The organism is Algoriphagus taiwanensis, assembly GCF_036245645.1.
In the GTDB taxonomy this organism is placed as follows: Bacteria; Bacteroidota; Bacteroidia; order Cytophagales; family Cyclobacteriaceae; genus Algoriphagus; species Algoriphagus taiwanensis.
This window is the reverse complement of the sequence record NZ_BTPE01000011.1, coordinates 25,434-40,778: the sequence shown is the minus strand read 5'-3', so window position 1 is coordinate 40,778 and position 15,345 is coordinate 25,434. Positions and strand designations below refer to the sequence as shown.

General features: G+C 45.3%; 11 protein-coding genes. 8 read left to right on the top strand and 3 right to left on the bottom strand.

Annotated elements, in window-relative coordinates:
* Positions 1–59 precede the first annotated feature (59 nt).
* The 3 genes from AAA938_RS14790 to AAA938_RS14780 all read right to left on the bottom strand — a co-directional run bounded on the left by AAA938_RS14790 (position 60) and on the right by AAA938_RS14780 (position 4,259).
* On the bottom strand, positions 60–941 hold the full coding sequence (locus tag AAA938_RS14790) for an inositol oxygenase family protein (protein ID WP_338229517.1): 882 nt from the start codon (positions 939–941) through the stop codon (positions 60–62).
* Between the two features lie 122 nt (positions 942–1,063).
* The gene (locus AAA938_RS14785; protein ID WP_338229516.1) at positions 1,064–3,589 is read right to left on the bottom strand and encodes an ABC transporter permease; all 2,526 of its coding nucleotides are present in this window, start codon (positions 3,587–3,589) and stop codon (positions 1,064–1,066) included.
* On the bottom strand, positions 3,582–4,259 hold the full coding sequence (locus AAA938_RS14780) for an ABC transporter ATP-binding protein (protein ID WP_338229515.1): 678 nt from the start codon (positions 4,257–4,259) through the stop codon (positions 3,582–3,584). The genes AAA938_RS14785 and AAA938_RS14780 overlap by 8 nt, the downstream gene beginning before the upstream one ends.
* Positions 4,260–4,509: 250 nt before the next feature.
* Here AAA938_RS14780 and AAA938_RS14775 point away from each other — a divergent pair, with 250 nt between their 5' ends.
* From AAA938_RS14775 to AAA938_RS14740, 8 genes are all read left to right on the top strand, one after another.
* The gene (locus AAA938_RS14775) at positions 4,510–5,196 is read left to right on the top strand and encodes an arylesterase (RefSeq protein WP_338229514.1); all 687 of its coding nucleotides are present in this window, start codon (positions 4,510–4,512) and stop codon (positions 5,194–5,196) included.
* A 168-nt stretch (positions 5,197–5,364) separates the two neighbouring features.
* Positions 5,365–7,107 carry a GMC oxidoreductase gene (locus AAA938_RS14770; protein WP_338229513.1) on the top strand — a complete coding sequence of 581 codons (1,743 nt, stop codon included), beginning with the start codon at positions 5,365–5,367 and terminating at the stop codon, positions 7,105–7,107.
* A gap of 3 nt (positions 7,108–7,110) precedes the next feature.
* The gene (locus AAA938_RS14765; RefSeq protein WP_338229512.1) at positions 7,111–7,815 is read left to right on the top strand and encodes a gluconate 2-dehydrogenase subunit 3 family protein; all 705 of its coding nucleotides are present in this window, start codon (positions 7,111–7,113) and stop codon (positions 7,813–7,815) included.
* Positions 7,816–7,936: 121 nt separating this feature from the next.
* Positions 7,937–9,127 (top strand): hypothetical protein, encoded by a 1,191-nt coding sequence (locus AAA938_RS14760; RefSeq protein ID WP_338229511.1) that lies wholly within the window; start codon positions 7,937–7,939, stop codon positions 9,125–9,127.
* Positions 9,124–10,251 (top strand): hypothetical protein, encoded by a 1,128-nt coding sequence (locus tag AAA938_RS14755; RefSeq protein WP_338229510.1) that lies wholly within the window; start codon positions 9,124–9,126, stop codon positions 10,249–10,251. The genes AAA938_RS14760 and AAA938_RS14755 overlap by 4 nt, the downstream gene beginning before the upstream one ends.
* Positions 10,248–11,492, top strand: a complete 1,245-nt coding sequence (locus tag AAA938_RS14750) for a hypothetical protein (RefSeq protein WP_338229509.1) — start codon at positions 10,248–10,250, stop codon at positions 11,490–11,492. The genes AAA938_RS14755 and AAA938_RS14750 overlap by 4 nt, the downstream gene beginning before the upstream one ends.
* A 3-nt stretch (positions 11,493–11,495) precedes the next feature.
* Positions 11,496–12,665, top strand: coding sequence for a hypothetical protein (locus tag AAA938_RS14745; RefSeq protein WP_338229508.1), 1,170 nt, complete (start codon positions 11,496–11,498; stop codon positions 12,663–12,665).
* Between the two features lie 93 nt (positions 12,666–12,758).
* Positions 12,759–15,269 (top strand): VPS10 domain-containing protein, encoded by a 2,511-nt coding sequence (locus tag AAA938_RS14740; protein WP_338229507.1) that lies wholly within the window; start codon positions 12,759–12,761, stop codon positions 15,267–15,269.
* Positions 15,270–15,345: the final 76 nt, after the last annotated feature.

The following is a 15,345-nucleotide window of genomic DNA, read 5'->3' as shown; positions in this document are numbered from 1 at the left end:
CCAGACAAATACAAAGGGGATGATTTCCTCATCCCCCCATGACTATTTTCTATAACTATTCAAAACTTCAGGACTGAAGGCAAATACTTGGCTACCAAATCCTCATAATACGGCCTTAGCGCCTTGGAATCAGGTGGAACAGGCACCTTGGAATAAAGGTCATAAGGATTAAACTTGTCCACCCACTTGAACATCTCCCGATCATGAACATTGAGAAGATGATCATATGCATTCTCTCTGTGCTGCGCATAAAATGAATGATAGCGAATCATGTACAGGGCGGGTTCGGGTAGGTAGTCTTTAAACATCTGATACAAATACTCATCATGCCCCCATGACATCTTCACCTGATCTAATCCACAGTGATGGGAATACACACCATATTTGGTATTGAATCGCTCATCTTCAGAATCGGGATTAAGCGAAAAAAATTCGGGATACACAATCCGGTCTGAATGCTGACACCCAACAGGAAAGGTATCCCCTACCACCGCCCACTGAGGCTCTCCAAAGAGGCAGAGTACTTTTCCCAAATCATGAATGAATCCGGTCAAAACAAACCAATCGGGATGACCATCTGCCCGAATAGCCTCCGAAGTCTGTAACAAATGCTGCAATTGATCCAAATTGGTATCAGGGTCAGAGTCATCTACCAGCGTATTCAGATAATCTACAGCATCCCAGAAAGGCATTTCCTTTTTCTCAAATTTGAGAAACTCTCTTTCCTTTTCGACTACAAAATCATAAGTCTGATAGGTATGGTTGAGCCGGTAAAATTCCCTGACGGTATTCACGCGCTCCGAATCGTGGTAGTTTCGGTAATCCTCTTTTGCTTTTTCTTGTTTGGATTTAGGCTCGGGATAGCGAATCAACAGGTCATCTTCCCAATCCTCAATCGAATGTAGGGGAGCTTTTTCACTTTCTGACAACTTGGTTTTCATGGGCTTAGCATTGATTTGGGAAGATAAACACAAATTCAAAAAAAACCAGCCTGATCTTATTTTCGAAAAAAACGAAAGAGCCTCCGTTTCCAGAGGCTCAATCTATTTTTTGGGTTCAGATCTTATCCATTCCCTCTCAAAATCTCCATCGGAGGCTGATTGATGATTCTTCTTCCGTTCAGCCAGCCCAAGACAATAGTAAGCCCGGTAATGGCCAGATAGATGATCAACCCTTCTTTCCAAGCCAATGAGAAATTCATTTCAAAAACAAACTCTCCCAAAAGGAAAGTGGCCATGAATGAAAGTAAAATGCCTGACAAGGAAGCCAAACTACCCAAGAAGAAGTATTCCAGCGTGTTGATTATCCTTACAATTGCGGAACTTGCCCCAAGCGTACGGAGCAAAATACTTTCTCGCATCCGTTGATACTTACTGATGATCAGCGAACTTATCAAAACCAAAATCCCTGTAGCAATAGAGAAAAAGGCCATAAACTGGATCACAAAGCTGATTTTTCCCAAAATATCTTCCAGCGTCTCCACGATGGTTCCGAGATTGATAATGGAAATATTCGGAAACTCACGCACGATTTCCGACTGCACATCGGCCGCCTGACGGTCGTTTTGAGTTTTGGTGATAATCACATGAAATTTCGGAGCCTGTTCTAAAACACCGCTTGGGAAAAGCACCAAGAAATTGGTCGATACCTGATTGAACTTGACGTCCCGGAAGCTGCCAATGTACGTTTTGATCGGACGACCCTGCACATTGAAAATCAACTCATCTCCGATTTTCATCCCATTTCCTTCACCAAATCCTTTTTCTAAAGAAACAAAAACACTGTCTCCTTTGGCCCCCAATGGAATCAATTCTCCGGAAGTCAGAGTTTCTGAAGAAATCAAAGTATCCCTGTAAGTCACTCGAAACTCCCGATTGTAAAGCCATCTGCTGTAGTTTTCCTCATCCGGAAGCTCCTCATTTTCTTTTTTGTCAATCCCGTTGATCTCATTGAGCTGCATGGTCACGATGGGCACCTCCTGAATGATTCGCATCTTTCTGTCGGTGACTTTGGACTTGACATCCGAGAGTTGAGGAGTTTGAATGTCAAACATCAGCATGTTAGGCTGATCTTCCTTATCGGCAAACTTGGCCTCCTCCAGTAATTGGTTTTGGAGGAAAAAGAGCGTGCTGATCATTGCCGTTCCCAATCCGATGGTGGCAATCAGGGAAATCGTCTGGTTATTGGGTCGGTACAAATTAGCCAAAGCCTGTCTCCAAGGATAGCTAAGGGTAATCGGCAAAAACCGTCTCACTGCCCACATGATCATTTTTCCCACTCCCCAAAGCGCTCCAAAAGCAACCAAAACAAACGCAGTAAAGCCAATAGCCCAGGCTACTTGCTTCAAGAGGTAAAAGCTAAAACCGAAGATAAAGAGTAGAATCCCAAGAACTACCGCCCAGCGGGCAGGATCCCTCAGCAAGGTGGAATCTGCCGTCTCTGGTCTCAGAGTGGCCATTGGAGAGACATTCCGCACTTTCAAAAGCGGTAGCAAAGCAAAAAGAACGCTGACCAAAAGACCGGTCACCAATCCAAAACCTACCGACATCCATGAAATTCCCACCGTAACTTCCACAGGAAGGAAATCTGCAAATACCGCAGGAAGGACAAACTGAAGCAAGGTGCCCAAAATCGATCCGATCAGGGCTCCAAAAAGCCCCATGACCAAGATTTCGACCAGGTAAATCAATAACACATCCCGAGACGCTACTCCCAAACAACGGAGTACTGCCACAGATGCCAATTTCTCTTTGACAAAAACATTGACAGCCGAAGCCACACCCACACAACCCAAAAGCAAAGCAATAAAGGCTACCAAGCTCAGGAAGTTGGACAAGTTGCCAAACGAACGGCCGGTGGATCTTTTTCTGTCCTCCACGGTGTCGGCATCTACTCGATCGATCTCCCATTGGTTCTCGTAGGGTTTGATCAGTTCTTCCACATCTGTCCCCGGAGTAAACTGGAGATATCGATTGTATTCTACCCGGCTTCCGTATTGCACCAGCCCTGTTTCCTCCAAGTAAGCCAGGGGAATGTACACCGCGGGGGCCACAGTAGCAGTAATTCCGGTCTGTCCGGGGACTTTTTGGAGTTCCCCGACGATTTGAAACATGACCGCACCGACTTTGATTGAGTCCCCAACTTGCGCATCAAATTGCGCCATGAGGGTCTTTTCTACCAAGGCCTTTTTGCCTCCACTTCTAAAATCAGCATCGCCTTCGACGGGCACGGTTTCCAATTTTCCATAGAAAGGAAAATTCCCTTCCAAAGCCCGAACCTGAGTCAGTCGACTGGCATCTTTGGCAGGAAAAGCTACCATGGAAGCAAAATTAACCTCGGAGGCTAACTGTACGGCTACCGAATCCAAGGCCTGATCGCCTAGAGGTTTATTATTTTCCAGCACCAAATCCGCCCCCAAAAGCTCCTTGGCCTGATTATCTATGTCTTTGACCAGATTTTCTCCAAAACTGCTAATCGCAACCAATGCTGCGATCCCCACCACGATGGAGGACACGAAAAGCAGAAGGCGGGAGAGATTTTTCCGAAAATCCCGCATCGCCATTTTCAAAATCCAATTGAAATCAGGCATGGGCGTCCTCCTGTATTTTTCCTCCCTTGATATGGATGATTCGCTGGGTTTTGGCAGCTAGGTCCAAGTCGTGTGTCACCAAAACCAGCGTAGTTCCTTTTTCCTTATTCAGGTCAAAAATCAATTTCTCGATCATCTCGCCTGTTTCGGTATCCAAGTTTCCGGTGGGTTCGTCGGCGAAAAGAATTTTCGGCTCATTGGCAAAAGCCCGGGCGATAGAAACCCGCTGCTGCTCTCCTCCGGAAAGCTGAGTGGGATAATGCGTGGCACGGTCCTTCAAACCCACTTTTTCCAGAAGCTCCAAGGCCTTTTGTCGGGCATCTTTCCTTTTTTTCAATTCCAAGGGAACCATCACATTTTCCAGGGCAGTCAAGGTCGGGAGCAACTGGAAGTTTTGAAAAATAAAGCCCACATCCTGATTGCGGACTGCGGCTCGCTGATCTTCATTGAGGTTTTCGAGGGCTTTCCCGTTTAATACTACCGATCCGGTGGATCCGGAATCCAGCCCGGCACAGAGCCCCAAAAGGGTGGTTTTACCACTTCCGGAGGGCCCGACTATGGCGATCATCTCACCGGCTTGAATTTCAAAATTGACATTTTCCAAGACAGTCAGTTTGCGGTTGCCGCTTTGGTAGGTCTTGGAAAGATTGTGGATAGCTAATATGCTCATGGAATGTAAATAGGCGATAAGTAGAAAAGAAACTCGGTTGAGGCCAATTGGTTAGCCAAATAAAAACCTGACACTTCAACCCATGTAAAGAAAATAAAATTCCCCGGCATAGGCCAAGTGGACTCGACAGACGGGGAGATTTGCTCGACCAACGAGGAAAAAGCTATTTTTAAGGAAAATTTCAGGTTTTGAAGAAAGCAATCTGAACCTTTTTCTCAGAATTCCTTTCTAAAGATAAATCACTCACAAAATGAAAATACAAAAGTCCGTCCTCCCCTTTTTACTGTTCCTGTCCACTTCCTTGGTTTTATTTTCCTGCGGAGGAAATACCTCAGAAACCCAAACTGCAGAACAGGTAGAGACTTCGGCGGAAATTCCGGAAGAAAAGGACCAAGTGATACTTTTCTTTGGCAACAGTCTTACTGCGGGCTATGGAATTGACCCGGAGGATGCCTTTCCCGGTTTGGTACAGGCGAGAATAGACAGCCTGGGCAAAAACTATAAAGTCATCAACGGGGGACTTAGCGGGGAAACCACTGCGGGAGGTTTGAGCCGATTGGACTGGTTTCTGGAAGAGGAGCCGTACATTTTCGTCTTGGAATTGGGAGGAAATGACGGATTGCGAGGCATCCAACTCAGCGAAACCAAGAAAAACCTTTTGGCCATCATTGACAAAGTCAGAAGCAAGTATCCGGACACCAAAATCATCTTGGCAGGAATGCAGATTCCACCGAATATGGGGCAGGAGTACACGGATGAATTCATGAAAATTTATCCTGCAGTCGCACAAGAGAAAAATGTCACACTGATCCCTTTCCTTTTGGAAGGAGTGGCCGGCAATCCTGAACTTAATCTTCCGGATGGGATTCACCCAACCGAGGAAGGTCATCAGATTGTATTTGGGACGGTTTGGCCTTTTATAGAAGAAAATATCTAATCCATAAATAGCCTCTGTAATTGGAGGCTATTTTTTTGAGACGATTTTTTAAATTGAATCGAGACAGGAAATAACCTATCCTTAAACGTAATTTTCGAAATTGGAAAAATTGACTTCCATTCACGAAAATTTTACTCTATATTTTCGACTTCATTAAAATTTTTAAAAATGAGCTTTCAAATCAAAGAAACCCCAGACAGCTACGATGTGATCATCGTCGGTTCTGGTGCAGGAGGAGGAATGGCCTCCAAAGTCCTCTCCGAGGCTGGCCTTTCCGTGGCGGTGGTAGAGGCCGGTGGTGATTTCGATCCGGCAAAAGAGGAAGATCGGACCCAGTTGAGACCACCTTGGGAATCTCCTAGAAGAGGAGCCGGAACTCGAATCCGACCTTTTGGTGATTTTGACCAGGCGATCGGAGGATGGGATATCGATGGAGAACCCTACACCCGCAAGGACGGGACTTCCTTTGACTGGTTCCGCTCCCGAATGGTCGGCGGACGAACCAACCACTGGGGAAGGATATCTTTGAGATTTGGTCCCAATGACTTCAAGCGTGCCAGCATTGACGGCATGGGAGATGATTGGCCCATTGGCTATGATGACCTGAAGCCTTACTACGACAGAGTAGATAAATTAATTGGGGTTTTTGGCTCCAAAGAGGGCATTTACAACGAGCCGGATGGATTTTTCCTCCCTCCTCCCAAGCCAAGACTACATGAGCTTTTCATCAAAAAAGGAGCAGACAAGGCAGCCATTCCGATGATTCCGGGACGTCTGTCCATGCTCACCCGACCGATCAATAACGAACGGGGAGTTTGCTTTTTCTGCAATCAGTGCAATCGTGCCTGTCAGGCCTATGCGGATTTCTCCGCCGGGACCTGCTTGATCCACCCTGCCATGAAAAAAGGAAAAGTGGATCTCTACACCCACTCCATGGTGCGTAAGGTCACTACCAACGATCAGGGATTGGCGACAGGAGTGTCTTTTGTGTCCAAAATCGATATGAAAGAGTACAAGCTCAAATCCCGGGTAGTGGTCTTGGGAGCTTCCGCCTGCGAATCCTCCCGAATACTGATGAACTCCAAGTCCAAATCCCATCCCAACGGGATCGGTGGAGATTCGGATGCCTTGGGAAGATACTTGCACGACTCCACCGGAGCAGACCGGATGGGCATCATGCCGGATTTGATCGACCGAGATCGCTACAACGAAGACGGCGTGGGAGGCATGCACATGTACACTCCTTGGTGGCTGGACAATAAGAAACTGGACTTTGCCCGCGGCTACCATATTGAATATTGGGGAGGAATGGGTCAGCCTGCTTATGGTGCCGGAAATGGAATGGATACGATGCGAAAATACCTCAAGGATGAATTTGGCAATCCAAGTCCTGCCGGCGGCTATGGTGAAGGATTGAAAAAAGATATCCGCAGAATTTACGGCTCCACGCTCGGAATGTCCGGTCGGGGAGAAAGTATCCCTCAGTATAGCAATTACTGCGAAATCGATCCGAATGTGGTCGACAAATACGGAATCCCGGTCCTTCGATTCCACTACAAGTGGACGGATCAGGAAATCAAGCAAGCCAAGCACATGCAGGATACCTTCGAAGAAATCCTGACCAATGCCGGGGCTATCCTTTTGGGCAAAAAGCCTGGACCTGAAACCATGTACGGGCTAGCCGCACCGGGACGAATCATTCACGAGGTGGGTACTGCCAGAATGGGTAACAACCCCAAAACCTCCGTGCTCAACTCCAACTGCCAAGCCCACGACTGCAAAAATGTTTTTGTGGTAGATGCTGCACCTTTCGTATCTCAAGCAGACAAAAACCCAACATGGACCATCTTGGCCCTGTCTTGGAGAACCTCAGATTACATCGTTGAACAGTTAAAACAGAAAAACATCTAAGCCATGAACAGAAGAGAAAACCTCAAATTGCTCTTTACCGGCTCGGTCGGTGCGGGCTTATTGCTGACTGGCTGCGAACCAAAGCAGGTCGCTGTGCAAGGCCAAGTGTTTACAGGCGGTACTCCCGGAGGACGAACTGAGGAGGAAAAAGCCCGGGATGCAAAGTTGCTTTCAGAGACCTTTTTCACCGAAGAGGAGATGAAAAAACTGAATACACTGGTGGACATCATCATGCCGGCAGATGCTGAATCTCCTTCGGCTACCGAGCTGAAAGTTCCTGATTTCATCGAGTTTATGATGAAAGATCAGCCGGGAATGCAGACTCCTATGCGTGGTGGATTGATGTGGCTGGATTTTGAAGCGGATGAGCTGTTTGGAAAAAAATTCAATGACCTCAGCAAAGACGAAGTCATCCAAATCGTGGACTTGGTCGCTTGGCCGGAAAAAGCCACCGAAGCCTATTCGGGTGGAGTTCGCTGGTTTAATATGCTCAGAAACCTGACTTGCTCGGGCTATTTCTCGACCGAGGCTGGCTGGAAATACATGGGCTATATGGGCAACAAAGCCAATGTTTGGGACGGCGTCCCACAAAATGTACTCGACAAACATGGCCTATCCAACCCTGAAAAATACCTCAGCATCTACCTCAAGCCTGAGGAAAGAGGCAAGGTGGCTGAATGGGACGAGGAAGGGAATCTCATTGGATAAAGAAACCAATCTTCATAGAAAACCCGCCGGTTAATTTTGGCGGGTTTTCTTTTTTAGAAATATTTCAGTCACCAGCTTGATTTCAAGCAATTCATTGATTTTTTTAGTGAAAAAACTGAAAATGAGCCGCTATTCTTATCTCTTACTTTTTCCTTTTGGGTTTTTGATCTGGGGATGTAGCCCAAATAGCCCCGAAACTGCCAAAACCCATATACCTGTCAATTGGGAATTTGAAAAAGTGGATTCGCTTCAAGTGGATATTCTGGGTAGCCCGGTTTTGGCAGACGTTGAGTTTGGAAAAGTCCTGATTTACGATACCCAAAGCCGGGAATTCTTAATCCTGAATTTGGAAGGAGACATAGAAAGCAGATTTACAAAAGAAGGAGATTCCTTTGACAATTTTGGATTCCCCCTCTTGCTACCCGCCTTTTTAAACGAAAATCAGGTGATGATTCCGGGTACTTTAGGCCTGTTTATTTATGATCTTGAAGGAAATTTGGAAGCAAAAATCCCCCATCCCGAAGTGATTTCAGGAAGTACATTCACCAATTTTCCGGGCTATTCCATTGATTATTTAAAAACTGAAGACAATCAACTAATTCTCAGCAAATCCTTTCGGATCTACGAATCCTACATTGGTCAAATAGAATTCTACTCCCGCTTTAAGGCCTTGGAAGTACTCAATTTAGATGACACCACCAGCCGAGCATGGATTCCCTTTCCGGAAGACAGCCGATTCAAAAACGGGAATGGCTATATCCAAAGTGACTTTGAGCCTTATTTCTCAGCCGACCAGACAGGCGTCTATTTGGCCTTTGCCGGAGAACCCCGACTTCATCAGTTTGCTTGGTCTGGAGATTCGCTCAGCTACCAGCAAACTCTTGATCTGAAGCTTCCGGATTTCGCAGAGATCACCGGGCAGCCCTTGGAAAAACTGGCAGATGTTGGGGTATCCACCAACCTTTCCACTGCAGCTATTCGAAAAGTCAGCCTTTGGGGGGATCGTATTTTAATTTTGTTTTACCCTGGATTATCCACCGAACAAGCAGAAGCTGTCTCTATGGAATTCCAAAATGGAAACAGGGATGAAGCCTTGGCCATGAGAAAATCATTTCTGGGCGACCGAAAGGTAGGAATGGCCGTAGTGGACAAAGCCTCATTTCAACAATTGGGAATTATCCGGTTTCCGGATTGGGTCAACCCCAACGGATTCGTTAGGGATGGAGAGGATATTTGGTTCCAAAAAGCCTTCAATCCAGACGTGGAAGAGGATTTCTTGAAAATTTATAAGGTTAAACTGGTTGAGAAATGAGACCAATTTTAGTCCTTATCCTTGGATCTATTTTCCTATTCTCCTGCACTTCCAATGAGAAAAAAGACCTATCCGAATCAAATGAATGGGAACTAATCCTAGTCGATTCAATTCAGGTAGATTACTTAGGTCGGGTGGATGGATTGGAGTTTAAAGATGGAAAGGGGGTTCTTTTCAACTTCAAGGAAAATAAACTGCTGGAATTTGACGAAAGCGGAAAAATCCTCCATGAGCAAAGCTATCCCTTCGATGGTCCCGAAAAGGTATTTTATCCAGTCCAACTCAAATATGCAGAGGACGGAAATCTCTATGGAGCCAGCTTTATCGGATGGCTGTATGAGTTCAATTCAGACCTGACTTTCAAACGGGAAATCAAATTGCCTTTTTTGACAGAAGCTAAAGACGGTGGAGGCTTGAGAAGAGTGCTTGAGGAATGGAGGGATAAATTAATCATGTATTATCCAGGCCGGGATGGAGCCAACCCGTATGATCCATTTTTTTTCAGAGATCATTTTTTATTGGAAAAAGTGGATCCAAAAACGGGAGACGCTGAGCCGATTATTCGAATTCCCTCCACGTCTCGGTATAGTTCGGACAAGTTCTACGAAAGACCTTGGGTCAATTTTGGAATTCTCGGTGATACGCTCTACTTCACTTTGGATAATGAACCCATGATTCATTTGTACGACATGAATCAAAACGGAAAGTATCTAAGCACCCTAAATTTTCAACCCAGTAGGTTTGAAGACAATGGAGAACACACAGAAAAGTACCAATATATCTCCGGTACACAGATGCTGGATGGTCGTATCAAGCAACTTTTCCCAACAATGGAGGGTATCGTAGTCACTTTCGAGGAGGGAATTACCGAGGATGTTTTTGTACAAAACGAGCTAAAAGACCCCAAAAACTTCCCGCTCTATCCTCAATTTCAAAATCAGGTTCTCAAGATTGTTCAGCTGGATGGCAGCCTTTCCAACGAAATTATCATTCCCAATCAGATCGATCGCATGGTGGGACTTACCTCCCTCAGCGAGCCATTTTATGCCGTTCGGGATGACGAATGGCTCGGGGAGGAACAGGATTACATTACATTTTATAAACTCAAATTGGTCAGAAAATGAAAACCAAAAACAGTCTTTTCCTTTTTCCTTTGATTAGCCTATTCTTTTATTGTTCCGGACCAAAAAATAATCTTGAGAATACTCAACCCTTTACAGATTCCGCAAAAACAGAAAAACTAACCCCTGAAAGTCCAAAAACACTTGATACCCTAATTGAAACTCCAGAAACTGAGAAACCAATTATCAATTCTGAATTTCAACTTGTTATAGTTGACTCTGTTTTGATCCAAAACACAGGAATCCTAAGCTTGCTTGCTATTCATCCCACTAAAGATCTATTCCTTATTATGGAGGGAGTCATGGGAGAGAAACTATTGATTTACAACCGAAAGGGTGAAGTTCTTGATGAGCTAAAAAAGCCCAAAGACGCTCCGGATGGATATGGTGGTGTTTGCTCTGGAGCTACTTTTTCAGGAGATGCAATTTTTGTTCAGGGACTTCAGGGAATTTATGAATTTGATTTTCAGCTAAATCTCAAAAACAAATATCCCAAGCCCTTTCTTGGAAATACAATTATGGCGGCAGGAGACAATATTGCCCATGCAAAACTTCAAGGAAATAATGGGCTCCTATTATTTACAGGATCCGCCAAAAACAACCATCCCAAAAATTCTCCTTTGCACTTTGAGGAGTTTAATTCATTGGAGTGGCTGGACCTCCAAAAAAAAGAACTAAAGCCCATTCTCCCCCTTCTGCCAAACAGCTATCTGCTACAAGCAAAATCTAGCTTTAATAACTACATGACCTATTTTAAAGTCAAGGGAAGTCGATTGATATATTGCTATAATCTTGAACCCAGCATTTATACTGCAAACCTCTCCCAAAATCCTATAAAGCCAACCCGGATTCCTCTTCCCATTAAAGATTTTATCTATGACAAAGGCTATCCTTTTGGCAGTCAGAAAGAAATCGAAGATCGAATTACCCTTCCAGGTTCGATTAAAGGAATATACAAAGCTGATGATATGGATTTGATTGTCTATAACAAAGGGCTTGAAAAAGACCGTTTTCCGGAAGGGGTTCAAGATCGTTATGAACTCAGAAAGGAGGTCAATCGGAGAAATCCTGAATACTGGATTCTCTACAGTAAAACTGGGGAATTTTCAGAGGAAAAACCGATCGGTTCTCAGTATAAAATCGTCCGGTCTGATGCAAATGGTAGAATCTGGGCTATTCAAAACGTTGATAATCTAGATTTGGAACCAGAAGGGTTTATTATTTATGAATTAGCTCTAAAATGAAATATGAAAAACCAACTTTCTTTACTACTTCTCCTGCTTCTTTTGGCCATTTCCTGCACTCAAAAAGAAGAACAACGCTCAGAAAAACCCCTGTCCGAACAGCAACTGGAATTTGAAATCTACGATTCTTTGGTGGTGGACTATTTGGGGAATTTGTATTTGGCGGATATCAGCCCGGATGGGAAAACTTTTATGCTCTTCAATGACCAAAACGACTCAATTTTCCTCACCAACACTGAAGGAGAAATTTTCTCGAAATTCATGAGAAAAGGAGAAGGCCCCGAAGACTACAGGGTTTCAAGGTATAATCCACCGCAGTTTTTAAACAATTCTGAAATTATTATTCCTGCCTGGCAGGGATTTTACTGCTATTCCTTGTCAGGGGATTTAACCCGTAAGTTCGAATTAGGCTATAATCCTTCCTCCTCCCTTTTGGACCTGTACAATAACAAGCTGGCTATCACAAAAACCCAAGTGATATACCCTTGGGAAGGAAGAAATGGGGATAGCTTGGGCGTCCAGGGAAAGAGTTTTCAGCTGCAAACCAAAAGGCTAGAAGTCTTGGATTTAGAAAGTGGAAATTTCACACCTGTCGCCCCTTTTCCTGACCAATCCAAATTCAAAACCGATCAATCCGCCTACTTCAATTTCAACTACACCACCCGATTGGCAAGTCTGGGGGACTCCATTTATGTGGCTTACCGAAACGAGCCCAAGATCTTTATCTATCATCTGGAAAACTTAAATCAACCCAGCTCCGTGCTTGAGATTCCCTTTTCGGAGTTTGTAGAGAAAGCTCCTCAAGATGGAAATGATTTAAGCAGCTATGATATGAGAGATGTCTATTCTGGATCAATCAATGGGCTCATCCCATCAGGGGAAAATAGGTTTTTGATTAACTACACTAGAGGGATAACTGATGAAGAATACAATCAAATATTCTCAAAAACAGGTCAAATCAATCAGGAATTTTATAAGGAAATCAGAAAAATCAGCACATATGGCTGGATCTTATTTGACGGAAAGACTATTTCACCTTTGATAGAAAAACGTCCAGAAATTGGAAGTCTTGGGAAACTAATTTCTGAGAATGAAATCTGGTTTACGCCCAATTACTCCGAGGTGGAAAAAGACTACGTGGTCCTATACAAAACCCGCCTCGTCTCCAAATAACTCCCTCTCAAATCCTGCTTTTTCCATTCGCGGGGAAGGTCGCCTGACTTTCCCCGCGATTGCTTATATTCACTCCTGATCAAAGAAAACCACATGCAAAAATCCACCTACCTGATCTTGGCTGCGGCAGGAATGCTTTCCTTCAATGCTCTCGCCCAAGACATCAAGCCCACTTCCGAAAAAACCCTCCAGGAATCCATAGACAGGCACAAGGCTCTTTTCGAAGCCTCTCCACTTCGGGAATTCAAAGCCCGCAATGTCGGCCCGACCAATATGTCCGGCCGGATTGTGGATATCGAAGTCGCCAATAACCCCAACACCTACTACATCGCAGCCGCTTCCGGGGGAATCTGGAAAACCACCGACAACGGGCAGTCTTTCAGCCCCATATTTGACCATCAGAGTGCTTTGGGCATAGGCGCCATGGCCCTGTCTGCTTCGGACAACAATGTACTTTGGGTAGGTACCGGCGAGGACAATTCCAGCCGGTCCACCTATGCCGGTTCCGGGGTGTACAAGTCCACCGACGGAGGACAGACTTGGCAGCATATGGGACTGGTTCACTCCCAGCATATAGGTCAGATTCTCATTCATCCGACCAACCCGGATGTGGTTTGGGTCGGCTCCATGGGCGGACTCTATTCCCAAAACAAGGAACGCGGACTGTACAAAACTGCCGATGGGGGCAAAACCTGGAAAAAAGTCCTCTACATCGACGACAACACCGGCGTCATTGACATTCAAATTCACCCGACCAATCCCGATGTGCTTCTGGCAGCAAGCTGGGAGCGATTCCGACAGGCTCATGACTTTATCGGTAATGGAATAGGTTCTGCCATCTGGAGATCCGAGGATGGGGGAAATACCTGGAAAAAAGCAGTCGAGGGCTTCCCACAGAACGAGTTTGTAGGAAGAATCGGATTTGATTTTGCAAAAAGTAACCCGGATGTAGTTTATGCCCTTTTGGACAATCAGGGAAAATCGGATAAACCAGCTCCTGAACCTCGCAGAAGGGGAAATCAGCAGCAGGAAGAAAACCCGCTGAAAATCGAGGACTTCCAAAACATGCCTTTGGAGGAGGCTTTGGCCTTGGAGGATAAAAGACTGGAGACTTTTCTTCGCAGAAATCAATTTGCGACCCATTACACCGCATCCGAACTGAAGCGTCAGCTTAAAACAGGCAAAATCACTACGGCTCAAATCGCCAATTACAACGGTGGAGCGGTAGATGCCAATGCGGCTATGTTTGGACAACCGATTATTGGTGCTGAGGTATATCGCTCTGAAGATGCAGGAAAAAGCTGGAAAATGGTCTCCGAATCCGATATCCGTCAGCTTTACAATACCTACGGCTATTACTTTGGCGAAATCCGGGTCAGCACTTCCGACGAAAATGAGGTCTTTGTCCTGGGAGTTCCTTTGCTGGTTTCACGAGATGGAGGTAAAAACTTCTCCAGAACCGACTCCATTGGCCGACCACACTCAGACCATCAGGCCATGTGGATCAATCCCAAGGACAGCAAGCACATCCTGTTGGGAAATGACGGTGGTTTGTACCGAAGCTATGGTGGCGGCGCGATTTGGGATCACCTGAATACCCAAATGCCGATTTCCCAATTCTACTCGATTATGGTCGATCAAGCTACCCCATACAATATCTACGGTGGCATGCAGGACAATGGGGTTTGGTATGGTAAGTCCACCAACAAGCCGGAAGATCCTTGGGAGCCATTACTGGGTGGTGATGGTATGGTCGTGGCAGTGGATACCCGAGACAATGACATTGTCTATACCGGCTCTCAGTTTGGAAATTACATGCGGATCAATAAAAAGACAGGAGAAAGAAGGCGAATCACTCCCGGACATGATATTGGAAATGCTCCCAACCGATGGAATTGGAGAACCCCTGCCGAGCTGAGTTACCACAATCAGGATATCGTGTATATGGGTTCTCAGTACGTGTACCAGTCTCTCGATCAGGGAAATACTTGGACCACCATCTCCCCTGACCTGACCAAAAATCAAAAGAGCGGAAATGTTCCTTTCGCAACTTTGACCGTGGTCGAGGAATCGCCCTTGGAGTTTGGAACGCTGTATGCCGGCACGGACGACGGAAATGTCTGGATTACCCGAAACAATGGAGGAAACTGGACCAGCCTGAATGCAGGCCTGCCTCAGGACAGATGGGTGAGCAGCATTTCTCCCTCCAAGTTCAAAGAAGGAAGAGTCTACATCACGCTGAATGGATATCGCTTTGATGAATTCAATACCTATGTCTACATGAGCGAGGACTATGGAAAAACCTGGACCTCCATCAAAGGAAATCTACCGGAAGAAGCCACAAATATTATTATAGAAGATCCAAAAATGCCCAATATTCTCTATTTGGGAACGGATCATGGCTTGTATGTGAGCTTGGATGAAGGGAAAAACTGGAACTTATTCCAAGGCGAAATTCCAAATGTGGCCATTTATGATATGGTCATTCAGGAAAGAGAAAACCACTTGATAGTGGGTACACACGGACGAAGTGTCTATGTCGTGGATCTGAAACAGATTCACGAATGGGCAAAACCTGGACCCAAGGTCATGGAAACCAACTAAATGTAAAAAGAGGCTGTATCAAAAGTGAAGTTTGTCACATTGAGCGAAGTCGAAATGTCGTCCGGAAAGCTGGAAA

What these genes read in the sequence shown, in the direction of transcription:
- AAA938_RS14790 (WP_338229517.1), bottom strand. Translation starts at nt 941, where the DNA reads ATGAAAACCAAGTTGTCAGAAAGTGAAAAAGCTCCCCTACATTCGATT.
- AAA938_RS14765 (WP_338229512.1), top strand. Translation starts at nt 7,111, where the DNA reads ATGAACAGAAGAGAAAACCTCAAATTGCTCTTTACCGGCTCGGTCGGT.
- AAA938_RS14745 (WP_338229508.1), top strand. Translation starts at nt 11,496, where the DNA reads ATGAAAAACCAACTTTCTTTACTACTTCTCCTGCTTCTTTTGGCCATT.
- AAA938_RS14775 (WP_338229514.1), top strand. Translation starts at nt 4,510, where the DNA reads ATGAAAATACAAAAGTCCGTCCTCCCCTTTTTACTGTTCCTGTCCACT.
- AAA938_RS14755 (WP_338229510.1), top strand. Translation starts at nt 9,124, where the DNA reads ATGAGACCAATTTTAGTCCTTATCCTTGGATCTATTTTCCTATTCTCC.
- AAA938_RS14740 (WP_338229507.1), top strand. Translation starts at nt 12,759, where the DNA reads ATGCAAAAATCCACCTACCTGATCTTGGCTGCGGCAGGAATGCTTTCC.
- AAA938_RS14785 (WP_338229516.1), bottom strand. Translation starts at nt 3,589, where the DNA reads ATGCCTGATTTCAATTGGATTTTGAAAATGGCGATGCGGGATTTTCGG.
- AAA938_RS14760 (WP_338229511.1), top strand. Translation starts at nt 7,937, where the DNA reads ATGAGCCGCTATTCTTATCTCTTACTTTTTCCTTTTGGGTTTTTGATC.
- AAA938_RS14780 (WP_338229515.1), bottom strand. Translation starts at nt 4,259, where the DNA reads ATGAGCATATTAGCTATCCACAATCTTTCCAAGACCTACCAAAGCGGC.
- AAA938_RS14750 (WP_338229509.1), top strand. Translation starts at nt 10,248, where the DNA reads ATGAAAACCAAAAACAGTCTTTTCCTTTTTCCTTTGATTAGCCTATTC.
- AAA938_RS14770 (WP_338229513.1), top strand. Translation starts at nt 5,365, where the DNA reads ATGAGCTTTCAAATCAAAGAAACCCCAGACAGCTACGATGTGATCATC.